At 70.2% G+C, this 18,232-nt stretch carries 16 protein-coding genes; 9 read left to right on the top strand and 7 right to left on the bottom strand.

The window, feature by feature from the left end:
• Window positions 1–71: 71 nt before the first annotated feature.
• Window positions 72–2,306 (top strand): M10 family metallopeptidase C-terminal domain-containing protein, encoded by a 2,235-nt coding sequence (locus BLQ03_RS05855; protein WP_139166641.1) that lies wholly within the window; start codon window positions 72–74, stop codon window positions 2,304–2,306.
• A gap of 153 nt (window positions 2,307–2,459) precedes the next feature.
• Here the strand turns inward: BLQ03_RS05855 and BLQ03_RS05850 are convergent, their stop codons facing one another.
• Window positions 2,460–3,938, bottom strand: coding sequence for an NAD-dependent succinate-semialdehyde dehydrogenase (locus BLQ03_RS05850; RefSeq protein ID WP_090753837.1), 1,479 nt, complete (start codon window positions 3,936–3,938; stop codon window positions 2,460–2,462).
• A gap of 186 nt (window positions 3,939–4,124) precedes the next feature.
• On the opposite strand from BLQ03_RS05850, the gene BLQ03_RS05845 reads away from it, so the two are divergent.
• Window positions 4,125–4,859: a DUF1236 domain-containing protein gene (locus tag BLQ03_RS05845; protein ID WP_090753836.1), complete on the top strand. Its 735-nt coding sequence runs from the start codon at window positions 4,125–4,127 to the stop codon at window positions 4,857–4,859.
• A gap of 60 nt (window positions 4,860–4,919) precedes the next feature.
• On the opposite strand, the gene BLQ03_RS05840 is transcribed toward BLQ03_RS05845, so the two are convergent.
• Window positions 4,920–5,888, bottom strand: coding sequence for a P1 family peptidase (locus BLQ03_RS05840; protein ID WP_090753835.1), 969 nt, complete (start codon window positions 5,886–5,888; stop codon window positions 4,920–4,922).
• A gap of 162 nt (window positions 5,889–6,050) precedes the next feature.
• Here BLQ03_RS05840 and msrA point away from each other — a divergent pair, with 162 nt between their 5' ends.
• Both msrA and BLQ03_RS05830 read left to right on the top strand, forming a co-directional pair.
• Window positions 6,051–6,719 carry a peptide-methionine (S)-S-oxide reductase MsrA gene (msrA, locus tag BLQ03_RS05835; protein ID WP_090753833.1) on the top strand — a complete coding sequence of 223 codons (669 nt, stop codon included), beginning with the start codon at window positions 6,051–6,053 and terminating at the stop codon, window positions 6,717–6,719.
• A complete protein-coding gene (locus tag BLQ03_RS05830; RefSeq protein WP_090753832.1) occupies window positions 6,719–7,597 on the top strand; it encodes a 50S ribosomal protein L11 methyltransferase in 879 nt (292 codons plus the stop codon). Before msrA ends, BLQ03_RS05830 begins: the two co-directional genes overlap by 1 nt.
• A 50-nt stretch (window positions 7,598–7,647) precedes the next feature.
• Here the strand turns inward: BLQ03_RS05830 and BLQ03_RS05825 are convergent, their stop codons facing one another.
• Together BLQ03_RS05825 and ubiA are read right to left on the bottom strand one after the other, a co-directional pair.
• The gene (locus BLQ03_RS05825; RefSeq protein ID WP_090753830.1) at window positions 7,648–9,759 is read right to left on the bottom strand and encodes an OmpA family protein; all 2,112 of its coding nucleotides are present in this window, start codon (window positions 9,757–9,759) and stop codon (window positions 7,648–7,650) included.
• Between the two features lie 58 nt (window positions 9,760–9,817).
• Window positions 9,818–10,774 carry a 4-hydroxybenzoate octaprenyltransferase gene (gene ubiA, locus BLQ03_RS05820; RefSeq protein ID WP_090753828.1) on the bottom strand — a complete coding sequence of 319 codons (957 nt, stop codon included), beginning with the start codon at window positions 10,772–10,774 and terminating at the stop codon, window positions 9,818–9,820.
• A gap of 13 nt (window positions 10,775–10,787) precedes the next feature.
• Here ubiA and BLQ03_RS05815 point away from each other — a divergent pair, with 13 nt between their 5' ends.
• Both BLQ03_RS05815 and BLQ03_RS05810 read left to right on the top strand, forming a co-directional pair.
• The gene (locus BLQ03_RS05815) at window positions 10,788–11,507 is read left to right on the top strand and encodes a 16S rRNA (uracil(1498)-N(3))-methyltransferase (RefSeq protein WP_090753827.1); all 720 of its coding nucleotides are present in this window, start codon (window positions 10,788–10,790) and stop codon (window positions 11,505–11,507) included.
• A 311-nt stretch (window positions 11,508–11,818) separates the two neighbouring features.
• Window positions 11,819–12,013, top strand: a complete 195-nt coding sequence (locus BLQ03_RS05810) for a DUF1127 domain-containing protein (RefSeq protein ID WP_090753826.1) — start codon at window positions 11,819–11,821, stop codon at window positions 12,011–12,013.
• Between the two features lie 102 nt (window positions 12,014–12,115).
• On the opposite strand, the gene BLQ03_RS05805 is transcribed toward BLQ03_RS05810, so the two are convergent.
• From BLQ03_RS05805 to smpB, 3 genes are all read right to left on the bottom strand, one after another.
• A complete protein-coding gene (locus BLQ03_RS05805) occupies window positions 12,116–13,300 on the bottom strand; it encodes an amino acid aminotransferase (protein WP_090753824.1) in 1,185 nt (394 codons plus the stop codon).
• A complete protein-coding gene (gene sseA / locus BLQ03_RS05800; protein WP_090753822.1) occupies window positions 13,301–14,155 on the bottom strand; it encodes a 3-mercaptopyruvate sulfurtransferase in 855 nt (284 codons plus the stop codon).
• Window positions 14,156–14,222: 67 nt separating this feature from the next.
• Window positions 14,223–14,696: an SsrA-binding protein SmpB gene (gene smpB / locus BLQ03_RS05795; RefSeq protein WP_090754035.1), complete on the bottom strand. Its 474-nt coding sequence runs from the start codon at window positions 14,694–14,696 to the stop codon at window positions 14,223–14,225.
• A gap of 64 nt (window positions 14,697–14,760) precedes the next feature.
• On the opposite strand from smpB, the gene BLQ03_RS05790 reads away from it, so the two are divergent.
• The 3 genes from BLQ03_RS05790 (at window position 14,761) to BLQ03_RS05780 (ending at window position 18,199) form a co-directional block, all read left to right on the top strand.
• Window positions 14,761–15,231: an ion channel gene (locus tag BLQ03_RS05790; RefSeq protein WP_090753821.1), complete on the top strand. Its 471-nt coding sequence runs from the start codon at window positions 14,761–14,763 to the stop codon at window positions 15,229–15,231.
• A 73-nt stretch (window positions 15,232–15,304) separates the two neighbouring features.
• Complete coding sequence (locus BLQ03_RS05785; protein ID WP_090753819.1) at window positions 15,305–17,056, top strand: thiamine pyrophosphate-binding protein; 1,752 nt, start codon at window positions 15,305–15,307, stop codon at window positions 17,054–17,056.
• A 45-nt stretch (window positions 17,057–17,101) separates the two neighbouring features.
• Window positions 17,102–18,199 carry a pyridoxal phosphate-dependent aminotransferase gene (locus tag BLQ03_RS05780; protein WP_090753818.1) on the top strand — a complete coding sequence of 366 codons (1,098 nt, stop codon included), beginning with the start codon at window positions 17,102–17,104 and terminating at the stop codon, window positions 18,197–18,199.
• The last annotated feature ends 33 nt before the right edge of the window (window positions 18,200–18,232 follow it).

Here is an 18,232-nt window from a genome sequence, read left to right as displayed (position 1 = left end):
GGTGGCTCTGATTGCCCGGTTTTGCGGCAAGGGTTAAACGAGAAGTGTCGGCCGCAGGATATTGACGCGGTTTGCCAGTATCATTTTACCCGGAGTTCCGTCATGACTGCAGCATTCCCCCGGGGCCGAGCGCCCGCCCTCCTAGACCAGGATCCCCTTTACGCCACCATTTCCGAGGGCGCCGATGCGGCCGCGAACAGCGGCACCCGCTATCGCATCGCGCCGGACGACGTGTTCCGGGCAGCATCGGCGTTCCGGGTGATGCGGACTGGATCGCGGTCAACCTGACGGCTGGTGAGTCCTATACCTTCGAGATGGACGGTTTCTCGCTGTCAGACACCGTCCTCACCCTGGTGGATGCCTCGGGCAATACGCTGGGCTACAACGACGACAGCGGGACCTTGGACCATTCGGAGTTTTCCTTTGCCGCCAGCGCGACCGGGACCTATTACCTGATCGCGACCGGCTACGGCTCCTCGAGGGGCACCTACCAGGTCACCTACTCCGAGAACCAGCCGAACCCCGGACCCGGCTCGGACATCCTGACGATGACCGAGATCGCCGAATACCTGACCGACGGTTTCTGGGAGGACAACGGCCAGACCCGGCGCAGCTTCGCCGCGACCCAGGGGTCCACGCTGACCTGCGACATCTCGGACCTGGGCGCGGCCGAGCAGCGCGTCGCGCGCATGGCGCTGAACGCCTGGAGCGAACTGACCGGCATCCGCTTCGACACGAGTTCGCGCGCGGGCGCCTCGGCCAACATCCAGTTCGTCAACGACGAGTTCGGCAGCGCCTATGCCGTGCCCACGTCCTGGACGGGATCGACCCTGCAGTCGGTCCGCATCAACATCGACGCCAACTGGTCCGAGGGCCCCTCGGCCGGCTTCGACACCTATTTCTACCAGACCTATCTGCACGAGATCGGCCATGCGCTGGGCCTCGGCCATGCGGGGCCCTACAACGGCAGCGCCACATATGGCATCCACAACGGCTATGCCAACGACAGCTGGCAGGCGACGCTGATGTCCTATTTCAGCCAGATCGACAACACGGTCGTTGATGCCAGCTACGCCTATGCGGTGACGCCGATGATCGCGGACATCATCGCGATCCAGGACCTTTATGGCGCACCGCGCAACGTGAACGGCGGCAATTCCGTCTGGGGCGAAGGCAGCAACGTCACCGGCGCCTTCGGCATGGCCAACGGATTGATGGTGTCGCGCGCGGCCGTCACCATGACGATCTTCGACCAGGGCGGCACCGACTGGCTGAAGCTGACCTCGGACACGGCCGCGCAGCGCATCGATCTTGCGGGCGGGGCGGTGTCCAGCGTCTACGGGCTGGTCGGCAACCTGTCGATCGCGGAAGGCACGGTGATCGAGAACGTCATCGCCGGGCGCGGCAACGACATGATCCGGGGGAACGCGGCCGCGAACCTGATCGCGGGCCGGGCCGGGGCGGACACGATCCAGGGCCATGGCGGCAACGACACGCTGGAAGGCGGCGCGGGCGCAGACCGGCTGCTGGGCGGGCTGGGCGACGACCTTTACGTCATCGACGCGCTGGACACGCTGGTCGAACTGGCCGGGCAGGGCATCGACCGGGTGCGGGCGACGTTCAACTTCACCCTGGCCGAGCATTTCGAGGCGCTGCTGCTGATCCAGTCCTTTGCCAAGTACGGCACGGGCAATGCGGTCGCCAATACGGTCGTCGGCAACAGCCAGGTGAACTACCTGTCCGGCGGGGCGGGCAACGACACGCTGTTCGGGATGGCGGGCGACGACACGCTGGCGGGCAACGCGGGCGCGGACCGGCTGGTCGGCGGCGACGGCAACGACACCTATCTGCGCGACGCCTTCGACACCATCGTCGAGGCCGCGAACGGCGGCTTCGACACCATCGTCACCTCGCGCGACATCGTGCTGGGCGCCCATGTCGAGCGGGTCCTGGTCGAAGGCACCGCGGCCGTGCAGGTGATCGGCAATGCGCAGGACAACATCCTGGTCGGCAACGGCGCCCGCAATGTCCTGGTCGGCAGCGGCGGCAATGACGAGCTGACCGGCGGGGACGGCGACGACGTCTTTGTCTTCGCGGCCGGGCAGGGCGGCCGGGTCACGGACTTCCAGGACGACATCGACCTGATCCGCATCGATGCGCGCACGGCCGGCGGGCTGACGGCCGCCGCGCTGATCGCGGACGCGGCCGAGCGTGATGGCGGCGTGGACCTGCGCCTCGCGGGCGGGCTGCTGCGGATCGACGGCATCACCCTCGACGCGCTGCAGGACGACCTGCTGGTCGCCTGAGGTAGCCGGGGCGGGTTCCCAGCCCTGGTCCCAAGTTCATTTCTGAAAATGCGAAACCGCCCGGGTCTCCCTCGGGCGGTTTCTGTATTCTCGGGGGCTTCAAGGCCACGGGCGGAAGGGGCAGGCCCCCTCCCGCCGCCGCTGCCGCCGCTGTCAGACCGACAGGCAGACGTATTTCATTTCCAGGTAGTCCTCGATCCCGTGGCGGCTGCCCTCGCGGCCCAAGCCAGACTGCTTGACGCCGCCGAAGGGGGCGACCTCGGTCGAGATGATGCCGGTGTTCACGCCGACGATCCCGTATTCCAGCGATTCCTGCACGCGGGTGATGCGGCCGATGTCGCGGGCATAGAAATATGCGGCAAGGCCGAAGATCGTGTCGTTGGCCTTGGCGACCACCTCCTCCTCGGTCTCGAAGCGGAACAAGGGCGCGAGCGGCCCGAAGGTTTCCTCGGTCGAGACCTTGGCGTCGGCGGGCACGTTCGTGACCACCGTCGGCTGGAAGAACGAGCCGCCGAGGTCGTGGCGCTTGCCGCCGGTGACGACCTGAGCGCCGCGCCCCAGCGCGTCGGCGATATGCTCCTCGACCTTCTCGACCGCGTCGGCGTTGATCAGCGGGCCGGTGGTGGTCCCGTCCTTCAGCCCGTCGCCCACGGTCAGCTTGTCCACGGCCTTCGCGAGACGCTTGGCGAACTCATCATAAACGCCCGCCTGCACGTAGATGCGGTTGGCGCAGACGCAGGTCTGGCCGTTGTTGCGGAACTTGGACGCCATCGCGCCTTCGACCGCCGCATCCAGATCCGCGTCGTCGAAGACGATGAAGGGCGCGTTGCCCCCCAGCTCCATCGAGCATTTCAGCACCTGGTCGGCCGCCTGGCGCAGAAGAATGCGGCCGACCTCGGTCGAGCCGGTGAAGGTCAGCTTGCGGATCAGGGGGTTCTCACAGAACTCCTTGCCGATGTCCGAGGACCGCGACGAGGTCACGACCGACAGGATCCCCTTGGGCAGCCCCGCGCGTTCGCCCAGCACGGCCAGCGCCAGCGCCGACAGGGGCGTTTCCGCCGCCGGACGGGCGACAAAGCCGCAGCCCACCGCCAGCGCCGGGCCGCATTTGCGGGTGATCATGGCATTGGGGAAGTTCCAGGGCGTGATCGAGGCCACGACCCCGATCGGCTGGCGCAGCACGGTGATGCGCTTGTCGGCCATGTGGCCGGGGATCGTCTCGCCATAGACGCGCTTGGCCTCCTCGCCGAACCACTCGATGAAGCTGGCGCCATAGGCGATCTCGCCCTTGGCCTCGGGCAGGGGCTTGCCCTGCTCGGCGGTCAGGATGGTGCCCAGGTCGTCCTGGTTCTCCATCATCAGCTCGAACCAGCGGCGCATGACCTTGGCGCGGTCCTTGGCGGTGCGGGCGGCCCAGTCCTTCATGGCGGCCTGCGCGGCCTCGATGGCGCGCTTCACCTCGGCGCGCGACAGGTCGGCCACGCGGGCGATCACGTCGCCGCGGGCGGGGTTCCTGACCTCGAAGGTCCTGCCGTCGTCGGCATCGACCCACTCGCCCGCCACGAAGGCGCGGGTTTCCAGCAGCGAGGGGTCCTTGAGCAGCATCTTCAGGTCGGTCGAATGGGCGGTCATGGCGTCCTCCGGTCGGTCGCGCGTGTGTTGCGGTTGGCCGAGAGGTCAGCACCAGCGGGGGCGGATGTCCAGCGCCAGTCTACGGGATCGTGAGCGTCCGTCATCGGGCGCGGATGAACCCCGGCGCCTCGGCAGACATTGTGCCCCATGACGGGCCCCGGGCCCGAGCAATGACGGAGACTGCCCATGCGCAAGCTGCTTGCGACCACCACCCTTGCCGCCCTGACGCTGGCGGGTGCCGCCTCGGCCCAGACCGCCGCCGCCCCTGCGGCCCCCGCCGCCGATCCGGCCGCCCCGGCCGTCACCGCGACGGGTGCGCCGACCACGGCGACGGCCGCGACCGACCTGAACCTGCGCTCGGCCCCCCAATCGACGGCCTCGATCCTGGGCGTCATCGCCAATGGCGACGAGGTTTCGGTCGCGGGCTGCCTTGAATCCGCCAACTGGTGCCAGGTCACCTACAAGGACCAGCAGGGCTGGGCCTATGGCGACTACCTGACCGCGCAGGTCGGCAACGAGCCGCAGCCGCTTTACCCGAACCGCCAGGCTGTCGGCGTGACCGTGATCGAGACGCCGGCGACGATCCCCGCCGAGGCCCCGAACACCGCCGTCGGCGCGGCGAGCGGCGCGGCGATGGGCGCGGTCGTGGGCGGCCCGGTGGGGGCGCTGGTCGGCGCCGCGATCGGGGGCGCCACGGGCAATGCCGCGACGCCCGAGCCGCCGCCCGAGGTGCGCACCTACATCACCGCGAACCCGCAGCAGCCGGTGGTTCTGGACGGCGAGGTCGTGGTCGGTGCGGGTATCCCCGAGTCGGTCACCTTGTATGAAGTCCCCGGCCAGCCGGATTATCGCTATGTGGTCGTGAACGACCTGCCGGTGCTGGTGAACCAGGATCGCCGCATCGTCTACGTCTACCGCTGATCGCCTGAAGCTTCCCTCTTGCAGGCGCAATCGGGGCGGGGCCAGTGGCCTCGCCCCTTTTCATGTCCGGTCGCGCCAGCAGGGCTGGAGGTCGCCGGGCGCCGGGGTCGCCTCGAAGACCGCCCGCGCCACGGCCCGCGCCAGCACGCAGGCGGCGACATGGCCCAGCCGGAAGGGATCGGCCACCCGCTGGCCCGTGGACAGCCCGAAGACCAGGTCCCCGTCAAAGGGCGTGTGCGAGGGCAGGATGGCGCGTGCCAGCCCGTCATGCGCCGCGACCGCCATCCGCGTCAGCCCCGCCTTGTCCAGCGTGGCATCCGTCGCAACGATGGCGATGGTCGTGGCCTCGCCCTGTCGCTTCTCGGGCGCGGGCTCATGCCCCGGATCGAAGGGGCCGCTCAGGCCCAGGCCCCCGAACTCGGCCTCCATCTCCCAGGGTGCGGCCCAGAACTGCCCCGAGGGCGCAGTGACCGATCCCAGCGCATTGACCGCGACAAGCGCGCCGACGGTCGTTCCGTCCTCCATCATCGCCGAGGCCGAGCCGAGGCCCCCCTTCCAGCGCGCCGTCGCCGCCCCCGTACCCGCGCCCGCCGTGCCAAGGGCAAACCGCGTTCCCGCCGCCTCGAAGGCCTGCCGCCCCAGCGCCGGATAGGGGCTGTCGTCCCACCCCTTGTCGCCGCCGTTCAGCAGGTCGAACAGGATCGCCGCCGGAACGATAGGCACCCGCGCCGTGCCCACGGCAAAGCCGCGCCCTGCCGCGCGCAGGCCCGCCATGACGCCCTCGGCCGCACCAAGGCCGAAGGCCGAGCCGCCCGACAGCACCAGCGCATCCACTGCCTGCACCAGCCGGTCGGGCGCCAGCAGGTCGGTTTCCCGCGTGCCCGGCGCGCCGCCCATCACATGGACGCCGCAGGCAAAGGGCGCGTCCGCCGTCAGCACCGTCACGCCCGATTTCACCCGCGCATCCTGTGCATTGCCGACCCGCAGACCCGCGACGTCGGTGATCAGGTTCAGCGGTCCGGGGCGCATGGTCATTCTCCTTTTCCAGATATTCCGGGATCGTCCTGTGCGACGATGGGGCAGCGCCCCGATCCGGCAGCGCAACCTCGCGCCGAACCGCCTGCCCGCGCAAGCCGTTGTGCAGGACCGCCCCGCACCCTAGATCATCCCCCAAAGCGACAGGAGCACGCCATGCCCACCCCCACCCATGCCATCTACAACCGCCCGCTCGACACCCCCACGCCTCCGGGCTTCGAGGAGATCGTCCTCGGGATGGGCTGCTACTGGGGCGTCGAGCGGCTGTTCTGGCAGCAGCCCGGCGTCTTCCTGACCGAGGTCGGATTCGCCGGCGGCACTGTCCCGAACCCCACCTACAAGCAGGTCTGTGGCGGAAACACCGGCCATGCCGAGGTCGTGCGCGTGGTCTATGACCCCAGCCGCATCAGCACGGAACAGATCCTCAAGCTCTTCTGGGAAAACCACGATCCGACCCAGGGCAACCGGCAGGGCAACGACGTCGGCGACCAGTATCGCTCGGCGATCTTCACCACCAACGACAGCCAGGCCGCTGCCGCCGAGACGACTAGGATCGACTATGGCAACCGCCTGGCCGTCGAGGGCTATGGCCGCATCACCACCCAGTTCGCGCCGCTCGACCACTTCTGGCGCGCGCCCGAGGACCTGCACCAGCAATATCTGCACAAGGTGCCGGACGGCTACTGCGCCCTGCGCGGCACGGGCGTCCAGGCCTCGCAGGCCAGCGCCCTGCACGACGCGACCACCGGCGGGATCGACGGCAACCCCGAGCCCTCGCCCTCCTCTACCGGCGGCAGCTCGGTCGTGGCCGGCGGGGCGGCCTGATGGCGACCTGGACCGCGCTGACCCACCTGCAGGGCCGCGAGGCCGCCGAGGCGCTGGCCGAGGACTGCGAGGACCTGACCCCCGAGCCCGTCGGCAGCGGAGTCTTCGAGATCGAGGACGGCTCGGACCGCTGGGAGGTCGGCGTCTATTTCACCGAGGCCCCCGACGAGATCGCGCTGGCGCTGCTGGCAGCCGCCCATGGCGCCCAGCCCTTCGCCATCTCGGAACTGCCCGAGGTGGACTGGGTTGCCCATGTCCGGCGCGAGCTGTCCCCGGTGGAGGCGGGGCGCTTCTTCGTCCATGGCGCCCATGATGCCGACAAGGTGCCCGAAGGGGCCGAGGCGCTTTGCATCGAGGCGGCGATGGCCTTCGGCACCGGGCATCACAATACGACGCGGGGCTGCCTGCTGGCACTGGACCGCATGATCTCGGACGGTGAGATGCCGCACCGCATCGCCGACATCGGCTGCGGGACGGCCGTCCTGGCGATGGCGGCGGCCAAGGTGCTGCCGGGGGTCATTCTTGCCTCGGACATCGACCCCGTCGCGGTCGAGACGGCGCAGGCCAACGTGATCGCCAACGGCCTCGAGGGGCGGGTGGAATGCGTGATGGCCGAGGGCTTCGGCCATCCCCTGCTGCACGACGCCGGACCCTATGACCTCGTTTTCGCCAATATCCTCAAGCAGCCGCTGATCGAGCTTGCGCCCGACATGGCACGTCATCTCGCACCGGGCGGCAAGGCCATCCTGTCAGGCATCCTGGTGGAACAGGCCGACGCCGTGGCCCGGGCCTACGCCGAGGCCGAGGTCCCGGTGCTGCGCCGCGACGACCTGGGGGAATGGACCACGCTGGTCGTCGGGAAACCCGCCGAAGGCTGAGCCGGACGGCCCCGCCCTGCGTCACACGCGCAGCCGGGGCGCGCCCGCGCCTAGTCCTCCGGCCGGGCGCGGGGACGGCGGATGCCGTCGGGTTCCGGCTCGGGCTCGGGGGCAAGCATCGGCCCCTGGACGAGGGGCGGCGGAACCGGCGTCGTCAGGCGCGCGCCGTCCCGCGTGATCGTCTCGGGGCGGATCGAGATCCCCTCGGAGGCCGCGACCTCGTCGGGCGTGGGTCGGGCCTCGGCCGCGTCTTCGGGCGCCGCGTCCGACGCTGGCAGGGCCGGTGCCATCCCGGCCGGGGCAGGCCCGCCGGTCACGCCGCGGGTAAGCGTGGGGGTGGCGGGCCGTTCGTTCACCGGATGGGGCGAGATCAGGCGGAACTCGATCCGCCGGTTCGCTTCGCGCCCCGCTTCCGTGTCGTTGGGCGCCACGGGGCGGGTTTCGCCATAGCCCACGGCGGCCAGATTCGCCGTGTCGATCCCGCCCTCGGTCATGGCGGCAAGGACCGCGCGGGCGCGGGCGGCGGAAAGCTCGCGGTTGATGCTGTCGGCGCCCTGCGAATCGGTATGCCCGCCGATCTCGATGCGGAAGCCCGCGCAGCGCTGCATGGTGGCCGCCAGCGCCTCGATCACCGGCGCCGCGTCGCCCGCGATCACGTCGCGGTTCGGTTCGAAGCCGATGGCGGACTGCTGCATGGTGGCGTTCAGCGCGTCCACGCAATCCTCGCCCGAGGGCAGGTCCACCGCCGGGTCCAGCCGGGGATCGTAGATCAGCGCCAGCTCATAGGGCACACCGTTGCCCAGCCGCGTGCCCAAGCGCTCGGCGATGGCCTGCGCGGCCGTGGGGCTGCCGGTCGTGCCGCCGATGCGGATCAGGTCGGGCGTGACGGCGACTGCGCCCTCCTGCAGGCCGTCCATCGCCTCGAGTGCCGCCATGACCCGCGCGGTCCAGCCCGGAGGCGTATCGCCGCGCAGGGCCAGGGCGCTTTCCACCGTGCCGAAGCGGGCACTGGCCAGGCTTTCCAGCGCCGCGCCCATACTGTCGTCCGGAATGGCGCCCTGCAGCCGGACGCCCCCGTTCGTCATCGACGCCTCGAAGCGCAGGGGCTGGTCGTCTGCTTCCTCGGGCGCGGGGTCCAGCATCGCCGCCAGCGTGAAGGCGCGCGGCAGTTCCCGCGTCAGCCGGTCGCGGGCGGCATCGAAATCGGCCTGCGGCACGTCATGGGGCGCGGTCAGCGTAACCCGCGTACCGCTGATCTCCAGCCGTCCGGCGGGCAGGGCATCCAGCGCCCCGATCCCGGCCAGCGCCGCCTGGTCCCATTCGGGCGAGGGGGCGCCGAGGCCCAGGTCGCAGGCCGCCGTGTCGGCGCCCGCCTGGGCCGCCGCTGCAAGGATGCGGTCCCGTGCAGCCTCGCTGTCGGCGGCGCAGCGGGTCAGCCGCGTGCCTTGGGGCGTCCGCACCAGCTCCAGCGCGAAGGGGGCGATGACCGGCCGCGGCGCGGTGATGTTCGTCACCAGCGCCACGCCCTCGGGCACTGTGTCAGCCAGAGCCTGTTCCAGCTGCGCCTTCTCGGCCTGCCCGTCGGTCACGGCGTCGATGCGGACCTGCCCCGGCGTGACCGAGACCTTGGCGCGCGGCATCCGGGCGGCGGCCTGAACCGCGAAGGCGACGGTTTCGTTCCATCCCTCGGGCGCGGGCTGCTCGACCAGTTCCACCAGGTCGGTCAGTCGGCCCGGCCCGGCGGCGCGGCCCAGTTCCGCGACCAGCTCCTCGCGGTCGGTGGCGCGCGGCGCCAATCCGATGACCGAGGTGCCCTGCTCGTTCCGCAGGACCTCGATACGGAAGGAAGGGGGCGCGGCATCAGCAGGGGTGGGAACGGTGATGGCGTCCTCGATCCGGCCGAAGGTCGCGGCCCCTGTCGCGGTGGCGACAGCGCGGACATGGGCGACCGCATCCGGCGCGGCACCTTCAAGCCGGACGGTCAGCCCGTCCCCGGCCACCCGCGCCCAGCCGAAGCCCCCGGCGGCGAGCGCGGTCTCGACCCGGTCCTCAAGCCATCCCTCGACCCGGGGCGAGGCCCATTGCGCGGCCTCGTAGGCTCCGACCGCGCCCCAGCCCAGCAGGACAAGGCCGAGAAAGCGCGAGGGCGCCGGTCCGGCCATCAGCGGGCCTTTCCTTCGGGGGCGGTCATGCGCCCGATATGGGGACGAACCGCCTCCATCACATCAGCCCGGCCAGGGCCAGGGCGCCTGCGACGATCAGCCCGGCATCCCGGTTCGACCGGAACAGCCGCAGCAGCAGCGGGTTGCTGTCCGGGTCGAACTGGCGCAGCTGCCACCACAGGTGCGCGGCAAAGCCCGCGACCCCCAGCATCGCGATCAGCGCGGGCAAGGGCGCCGGCCGCGTCGCCGCCACCGCCGCCGCAAGCAGCAGGACCGCGCCCGCGGCAAAGCCCAGAAGCCAGCGCGGGCTGTCCTTGCCGAACAGCCGCGCGGTGGACTTCACGCCGATCAGCGCGTCGTCCTCGGCGTCCTGGTGGGCGTAGATCGTGTCGTAGAACAGCGTCCACAGGATGCCCGCCGCATAGGCCAGCATCGGCGCGGGATGCAGGGTGCCGCCATGGGCGGCAAAGGCCACCAGCACGCCCCAGTTGAAGGCCAGCCCCAGGAAGACCTGCGGCCACCAGGTGAAGCGCTTGGCGAAGGGATAGATGGCGACCAGCGCCAGCGAGGCGACCCCCAGCAGCACTGCCGCCCAGTTCATCGTGAACAGGATCAGCGCGCCCACGGCCAGCTGCGCCCCCAGCCAGGCCAGGGCCCCCCGCAGCGTGACCTGCCCCGAGGGCAGGGGGCGCGAGCGGGTGCGCGCCACCTCGCCGTCGATGTCGCGGTCAGTGATGTCGTTCCAGGTGCAGCCGGCGCCCCGCATCACGACCGAGCCGATGGCGCAGGCCACGACCACCCACAGGTCCACCCAGGCCGGGCGGTCGGCCATCATGGCAAGCCCCGTGCCCCACCAGCAGGGCAGCAGCAGAAGCCAGGTCCCGATCGGGCGGTCGGCACGGCTGAGGCGCAGCCAGGGCCTCCAGCCGGGCGGGGCGAGCCGGTCCACCCAGTTGCCGCGCGGTGCGTCCGCAACCGTTGCAGTGACCTGTGGCGTTGAGACATCAGACTGCATAGGGTCCGCCGTCATGGGAAAGATCAGGCTTTACATAGATCACCGCTTCGACCCGGGACAACCCGTGCCCCTGGACACGGACCAGTCACATTATCTTTCGACGGTGATGCGGCTGGCCCCTGGCGCCGAGATCGCCGTCTTCAACGGGCGGCAGGGCGAATGGACGGCGCGGCTGCTGCAGGCGGGCAAGCGCGGCGGCACGGTCGAGCCGGTGGCACCCGCCGCGCCGCAACTGGACCCGCCGGACCTGTGGCTGGTCTTTGCGCCGATCAAGAAGGCGCGGACCGACTTCATCGTGGAAAAGGGGGCGGAACTCGGCGCCGCGCGCATCCTGCCCGTCCAGACCGACCACACCAATTCCGAACGCATCCGCCGCGACCGCCTGCAGGCCCATGCCGTCGAGGCGGCCGAGCAATGCGGCGGCACCTTTGTGCCGGCGGTCGAGGACCTCGTGCCCCTGTCGCGGCTGCTCGACGGCTGGGACCCGGGCCGCCGCATCCTCTGGGCCGATGAGGCGCTGGTTGGCCCCGCCGAGACGCTGGCGGGGCTGCCGGGCGGTCCATGGGCGATCCTGATCGGCCCCGAGGGCGGCTGGTCCGAGCCCGAGCGGCGGCGGCTGTCCGCGATGCCCTGCGTGCACCGCATCAGCCTCGGCCCGCGAATCCTTCGGGCGGACACGGCAGCCGTCGCGGCGCTGGCCCTGTGGCAGGCGTCCCTGGGGGACTGGCGGTGACGTTGCGTTCCGTTTCAGCAGGCAGATGGCGCAGCCCTGCGACAAACTTGCCACTAGAAGAAAGGTTGTTCGTCAACAGTTCCAGTCAGCCGAATTTTCATGCGGCGCAATTGGCTTGAGCGATCTTTTCTTCGCAGGCTCACACAAAAGAGAGTAATGTGAAGAATTTACTACTTACAACAGGTTATGCGCCGGCGACATAGCTGGATTTCGGCTTCGTCCGTGGTCGGAATGGCGGCATCTGCCTATATCAGCGTCACCGACGAAGATCGCCCGCAACAGGCGGGCCGCAAGAAAAACAGGTTTCTGACATGGCTGCCATCGACACCCTCCGCGCCCCTTCGGCGGCGCGTCACCCCAGCATTCTTGATCGCGTTTCCGCGACCCTCCGCTACTGGTCGGACGTCCGCGAGACCCGCCGTCAACTGAACGCCCTGTCCGACCGCGAACTGAGCGACATCGGCCTGGTGCGCGGCGACATCGAGCGCGTGGCGCGCGGCTTCTGAGCCCGTCCACATGCCAGCAAAAAGCCGGGGCCGCCACGCGGACCCCGGCTTTTTCATGTCCGAAAGCTGCGGGGGCCGGGCGGCCCCCACGGCGATGATCCCTCAGACCCCTGCCTCGACAATGGCGCGGGCCAGGATCGGCACGCTGTCGCGGTTCAGACCGGCGATGTTCAGCCGCGAATCGCCGACCATGTAGATGGCGTTGTCTTCCTTGATCTTCTGCACCTGCTGGGGCGTCGCGCCCAGGCGCGAGAACATGCCGCGGTGCCGCTCGATGAAGTCGAAGCGGTCGCTGCCGGTCAGGTTGCGCAGTTCCTCGGCAAGCTGCTGGCGCAGGCTCAGCATTCCCAGCCGCACCTCTTCAAGCTCGGCCTTCCAGTCGGCCGCCAGACCCTCGTCGTCGAGGATCGTCTGCACGATGCGGGCGCCGTGGTCGGGCGGGAAGCTGTAGTTCTGGCGGCCGAGGAAGGCCAGCGCCCCCTGCGCCAGGTCCTTCTGCGCCGCATCCGCCACCTGCACCATCAGCAGGCCCGTGCGCTCGCGGTAGATGCCGAAGTTCTTGGAACAGGAGGCCGCGACCAGCGCATCGGGCCGCGAGCGCAGGACCAGCCGGGTGCCCGCCGCGTCCTCCTCCAGCCCGTCGCCGAAGCCCTGGTAGGCCAGGTCCACCAGCGGCACCGCGCCGGTCTTGTCGAGGATCGCCACGATCTCGGCCCACTGCTCCAGCGTCAGGTTCGCGCCGGTCGGGTTGTGACAGCAGCCGTGCAGCAGGACGAGGTCGCCCTTCTTCGCCCGCGCGATGTCGGCCTTCATCCCCTCGAAATCGACGCCGCGCGTCTCGGCGTCGAAATAGCGGTATTCGAAAAAGGGAATGCCCACGAACTTCAGGATGGACAGGTGGTTCGGCCAGGTGGGGTCCGACACATGGACGGTCAGGTCGGGGTTCCCCATCCGCGCCATCTCGAGGGCCTGCCGGATCGCGCCGGTGCCGCCGACGGTGGACAGCATCGCCGTGCGCGCGTCGTCCCGCGCGTCGGCCAGCACCATCGAGGACAGCGCCTGCAGATAGGCGGGCTCGCCCGTCAGCGCGGTATAGGCCTTGGTCGTCTCGGCTTCCCAGATGCGGCGCTCGGCTTCCTTGACGGCGCGCATCACCGGGGTCAGCCCGGTCGGGTCCTTGTAGACCCCGACCCCCAGGTCGATCTTGCCCTGCCGCGTGTCGGCGCGGAACTCGCCCATCAGGGCGAGGATCTTGTCGGGGGCTTGGGGCTGCAGGTTGCCGAACATTCAGGCGTCTCCGGTTGCGATCTTGAGGTCTGGGTAGCTGCCCCATTCGGTCCAGCTGCCGTCATAAAGGGACCAGTCCCGCTTGCCCAGGCGTTCCAGCGCCAGCGCGAGGCTGGCCGCCGTGATGCCCGAGCCGCAGGTGGTGATGACGGGACGCGACAGGTTCACGCCCGCGGATTCGAAGGCGGCGCGCAGTTCCTCGACGGGCTTCATGGTGCCGTCGGGATTGTAGAGCCGGCCCACGGGGACGTTCCGGGCGCCGGGGATATGGCCGGACCGAAGGCCGGGACGGGGTTCGGGCTCGTCGCCGCGGAAGCGGGCGGCGCTGCGGGCGTCCACGATCTGGTGGTCGCCCAGCTTGGCCGCCGCCGCCACCTGCGTCACGTCGCGCACCAGCGCCGCCTGCCGCTGCACGGTCATGTGGCGGTCGCGGGTGATGGGGGGCATGTCCTCCACGGGCCGTCCCTCGGCCTGCCACTTGGCGAAGCCGCCGTCCAGCATCGCGACGTCGGTCTTGCCCATCAGGCGGAAGGTCCACCAGACGCGGGCCGCCGAATGGGTGTCCGAGTTGTCATACACCACGACCTGGTGCCCGTCGCCGATGCCCATGGCGCGCAGGCGGCTGATGAACAGCTCGGGCGGGGGCGCCATGTGGGGCAGGGGGCTGCGGCTGTCGGCGATGGCGTCGATGTCGAAGAAGCGCGCGCCGGGGATATGGGCGGCCTCGTATTCGGCGCGGGCGTCGCGGCCTGCTGCCGGCATGTGCCAGCTTGCATCGATGATGCGCAGGTCGGGGTCGTCCAGATGCGCCGCCAGCCACTCGGTCGACACCAGCGTCTTCGGATCGTCGGTCATGGCCACCCCCTCGCGCCTTTCTGCGGGCCCAGCCTTAGCGCCCCCGCGCGGGCGCTGCAACGGACCCTCAGCCCTGCTTGAGAAGGCGCTGCTTTTCGCGGCCCCAGTCGCGCTTGGCCTCGGTGGCGCGCTTGTCGTGGTTCTTCTTGCCCTTGGCGACGCCCAGCTTCAGCTTCACCACGCCGCGGTGGTTGAAATACATCACCAGCGGGACCAGCGTCATGCCCTCGCGCCCGACGGCCTGCCACAGGCGCGACAGTTCCTTGCGGCTGACCAGCAGCTTGCGGTGGCGGCGTTCCTCGTGCCCGAAGACGCCCGCCTGCTTATAGGCCGAGATATAGCCGTTGATCAGCCACAGCTCGCCGTTTTCGACGCTGGCGTAGCTTTCGGCGATGTTGGACTGGCCGGTGCGCAGCGCCTTCACTTCGGAGCCGGTCAGGACGATGCCGACCTCGATGTCGCTTTCGATGAAGTAATCGAAGCGTGCGCGCCGGTTCTCGGCGATCACCTTGTAGTTCGGATCGGTCTTTGCCTGGGCCATGATCGGCGTGAGATAAGGGGCGCGGGCGGGCAAGTAAAGGCGGCGCCGGACAGTGGGGAAGTCGATGCTGTTCCAGATCGCGCTCGGGTCCGTCCTCATCCTGACGACGATCGTCGCGGGGTCGCTGAGCCTGTATCTGGTGGAAATCGTGCTGTGGCGCGTGCATGGCTGGCTGCTGCGCGAGCCGCACTGGCCCAAGATGTTCATCATGGTCATGGCGGCAAGCGTGTGGGCCTTGGGGTTGATGGGGGCCTGCGTCTGGCTGTGGGCCTCGGCCTTCATGGCGCTGTCGGTCTTCCCGACTTGGGAACTGGCGGTCTATTTCGCGCTCGAGACCTTCACCACGCTGGGCTTCGGCGACGTTCTGGCGCCGGCCCGCTGGCGCATCCTCGCCGGCATGGCGGCGGCGAATGGGCTGCTGAACTTCGGCCTGATGACGGCGGTGCTGATGGAGGGCGTGCGCGACCTGCGGATCCGGCAGTCGCGCAGCCGGTCGTCCCGGCCAGGGCATCGCGCCGGGCACGAAGAGGTGTGACGCCAAGGGCTTGCCGCCCTGCGCGCGCTGGCACAAGGTGCCGCCCGCGCGGTTGAACGGCAGGAGAGGCGAGATGCGGCACGGCGGACAAATACTGGCGGAGGCGCTGAAGGCGCAGGGGGTCGAGCGGGTCTTCTCGGTGCCCGGGGAAAGCTTCCTTGCCGCGCTGGACGGGCTTTACGACGCGGGCATTCCCAACACCGTCTGCCGGCAGGAGGGCGGGGCCGCGATGATGGCCGAGGCCTGGGGCAAGATGACCGGGCGGCCCGGCATCTGCTTCGTCACGCGCGGACCCGGCGCCACCAACGCCAGCGCGGGCGTGCATGTGGCGAAACAGGATTCGACCCCGATGATCCTCTTCGTCGGCCAGATCGCGCGCACCGACCGCGACCGCGAAGCCTTCCAGGAGGTCGATTACCGCCAGATGTTCGGGGGCCTCGCCAAATGGGCGGCCGAGATCGACGCGACCGACCGCATCCCCGAATATGTCGCCCGCGCCTTCGACCTCGCCATGTCGGGCCGCCCCGGTCCCGTCGTGCTGGCGCTGCCCGAGGACATGCTGTCGGCCGAATCCGGCGTCCCCGACCTGACGCCCGCGCCGCGCCCGATTCCCGGCATCTCGGACGCGCAACTGGCCGCCATTACCCAGGCGCTGGCCGGTGCCGAGCGGCCGCTGGTCATTCCGGGCGGTTCGGTCTGGACGCAGGAGGATTCGGATCGGCTCGCGCGCTTTGCCGAAAGCTGGGGCCTGCCGGTCGCGGTGCCCTTCCGCCGCCAGCACCTGTTCGACAACCGCCTGCCGAATTACGTGGGCGACCTTGGCGTGGGCATGAACCCGAAGCTGGGCGAGGCGCTGCGGGAGGCGGATTGCCTCCTGTCGCTCGGCTCGCGGCTGGGGGACACGCTGACGAACGGCTATGACCTGATGAGCCCGGCCGCGCAGGGCAGGCGCATCATCCACGTTTATCCCGACCCCGACGAGATCGGGCACCTGTGGCGCGCCGATCCCGGCATCGCCGCCTGCCCCCGCGCGGCGCTGAAGGCACTCGCCGACACCCCCGCGCCGCGCCAGTGGTCCGACTGGACTGCCCGCCTGCGCGCGAATTACGAGGCCTGGCGCCAGCCGAAGCAGACCCCCGGCGCGGTGAAGATGGAGCGGGTGATGACCTGGCTTTCGGACAACCTGCCCGAGGACGCCATCATCGCCAATGGCGCGGGCAACTTCGCGACCTTCATCCACCGCTACCACCAGTTCAAGCGGGTGGGCACGCAGCTTGCGCCGACTTCGGGGTCGATGGGCTACGGGCTGCCGGCGGCGGTTTCGGCCAAGATCCGGCACCCGGAACGCACCGTCGTCTGCGTGGCAGGCGACGGCGACATCCAGATGACGGTGAACGAGCTTTCGACCGCGGCGCAGGAGGGCGCGGCGGTGATCGTGATCGTGGCCAACAACGGCCGCTACGGCACGATCCGGATGCATCAGGAAAAGCACTATCCCGGCCGCGTCTCGGGCACCGATCTCTTCAACCCCGACTTCGCCGCGCTGGCCCGCGCCTACGGCGGGCATGGCGAGTTGGTCGAGCGCGACGAGGACTTCGCCCCCGCCTTCGCCCGTGCGCAGGCGGCAGGCACGCTGGCCGTGATCGAGCTGCGGCTGGACCCCGAGGCGCTGACCGCAGGGGCGACGCTGACCGAGGTGCGCGCGGCAGGCGAGGCCGCGCTGCGCGCCAGGGCCGCGCCCGAGGAGAAGCCCGCGCCCGCGACGGTCCCGGCCCCCGCGCCCGAGCCGCCGCGCGGCCTCCTTGGCCGCCTCTTCGGTCGCTGAACCGGGCCCTTGCGAGGGCGGCGGATTTGCGCTTCTGATCCGCGCATGACACCGACCCTCGCGCCCCTTCCCGCCAGCCTGCCCGATGCCGTCCCCTTCGTCGGGCCGGAAACACTGGAACGCCAGCGCGGCGCGCCCTTCCGCGCGCGGCTGGGCGCGAACGAGAACGGCTTCGGCCCCTCGCCGCTGGCCATCGAGGCGATGCGCAGGGCAGCCGCCGAGGTCTGGAAATACGGCGACCCGACGAACCACGACCTGAAGGCCGCGCTCGCGGACCATTGCGGTTGCGCGCCGGGCAACATCGTTGTGGGCGAGGGGATCGACGGGCTGCTGGGCTTGGCCGTCCGGCTGATGATTGCGCCGGGCGACCGCGTCGTGACCTCGGCGGGCGGCTACCCGACCTTCGACTTCCACGTCACGGGCTTCGGCGGCGAACTGGTCCGCGTGCCCTACCGCGACGACCGGCAGGATCCGGCCGCGCTGGTAGCCAAGGCCGCCCAGACCGGCGCGCGGATGGTCTATCTCTGCAATCCCGACAACCCCATGGGCGGCTGGCATCCGCCCGAGGTGATCGAGGCTGCCGTGGCGGCGCTGCCCGCCGACATCCTGCTGATCCTCGACGAGGCCTATGCCGAATTCGCCCCCGCCCTGCCGCGCATCGACCCCGCCGACCCGAGGGTGCTGCGGATGCGGACCTTTTCCAAGGCCTACGGGATGGCGGGTGCCCGGATCGGCTATGCCTTGGGCGCGCCGCAGGTGATCCGTGCCTTCGACCGCGTCCGCAACCATTTCGGCGTGAACAGCGTCGCGCAGGCGGGCGCGCTGGCGGCGCTGGGCGATACGGCGCATCTGGCCGGGACCGTCGCCCGCGTTGCCGAGGCGCGCGAGCGCATCGCCGCTATCGCCCGCGACAACGGGCTTGAAGCGCTGCCCTCGGCCACGAACTTCGTCGCCATCGACTGCGGCCGGGATGGCGATTTCGCGCGCGCGGTGCTGGCGGCATTGGGCGAGCAGGGGATCTTCGCGCGGATGCCCTGGGTCGCGCCCCAGAACCGCTGCATCCGCGTCAGCTGCGGACCCCGGGACGAGCTGGACGCCTTTGCCGAGGTCCTGCCCGGGGCGCTGGCCGTGGCCCGGGGCTAGCCTGCATCACCTGTGCATGGATCGTGCATCGCC

Source organism: Paracoccus chinensis (assembly GCF_900102885.1).
Taxonomy (GTDB): Bacteria; Pseudomonadota; Alphaproteobacteria; order Rhodobacterales; family Rhodobacteraceae; genus Paracoccus; species Paracoccus chinensis.
This window is presented reverse-complemented; position numbering and strand designations above follow the sequence as displayed.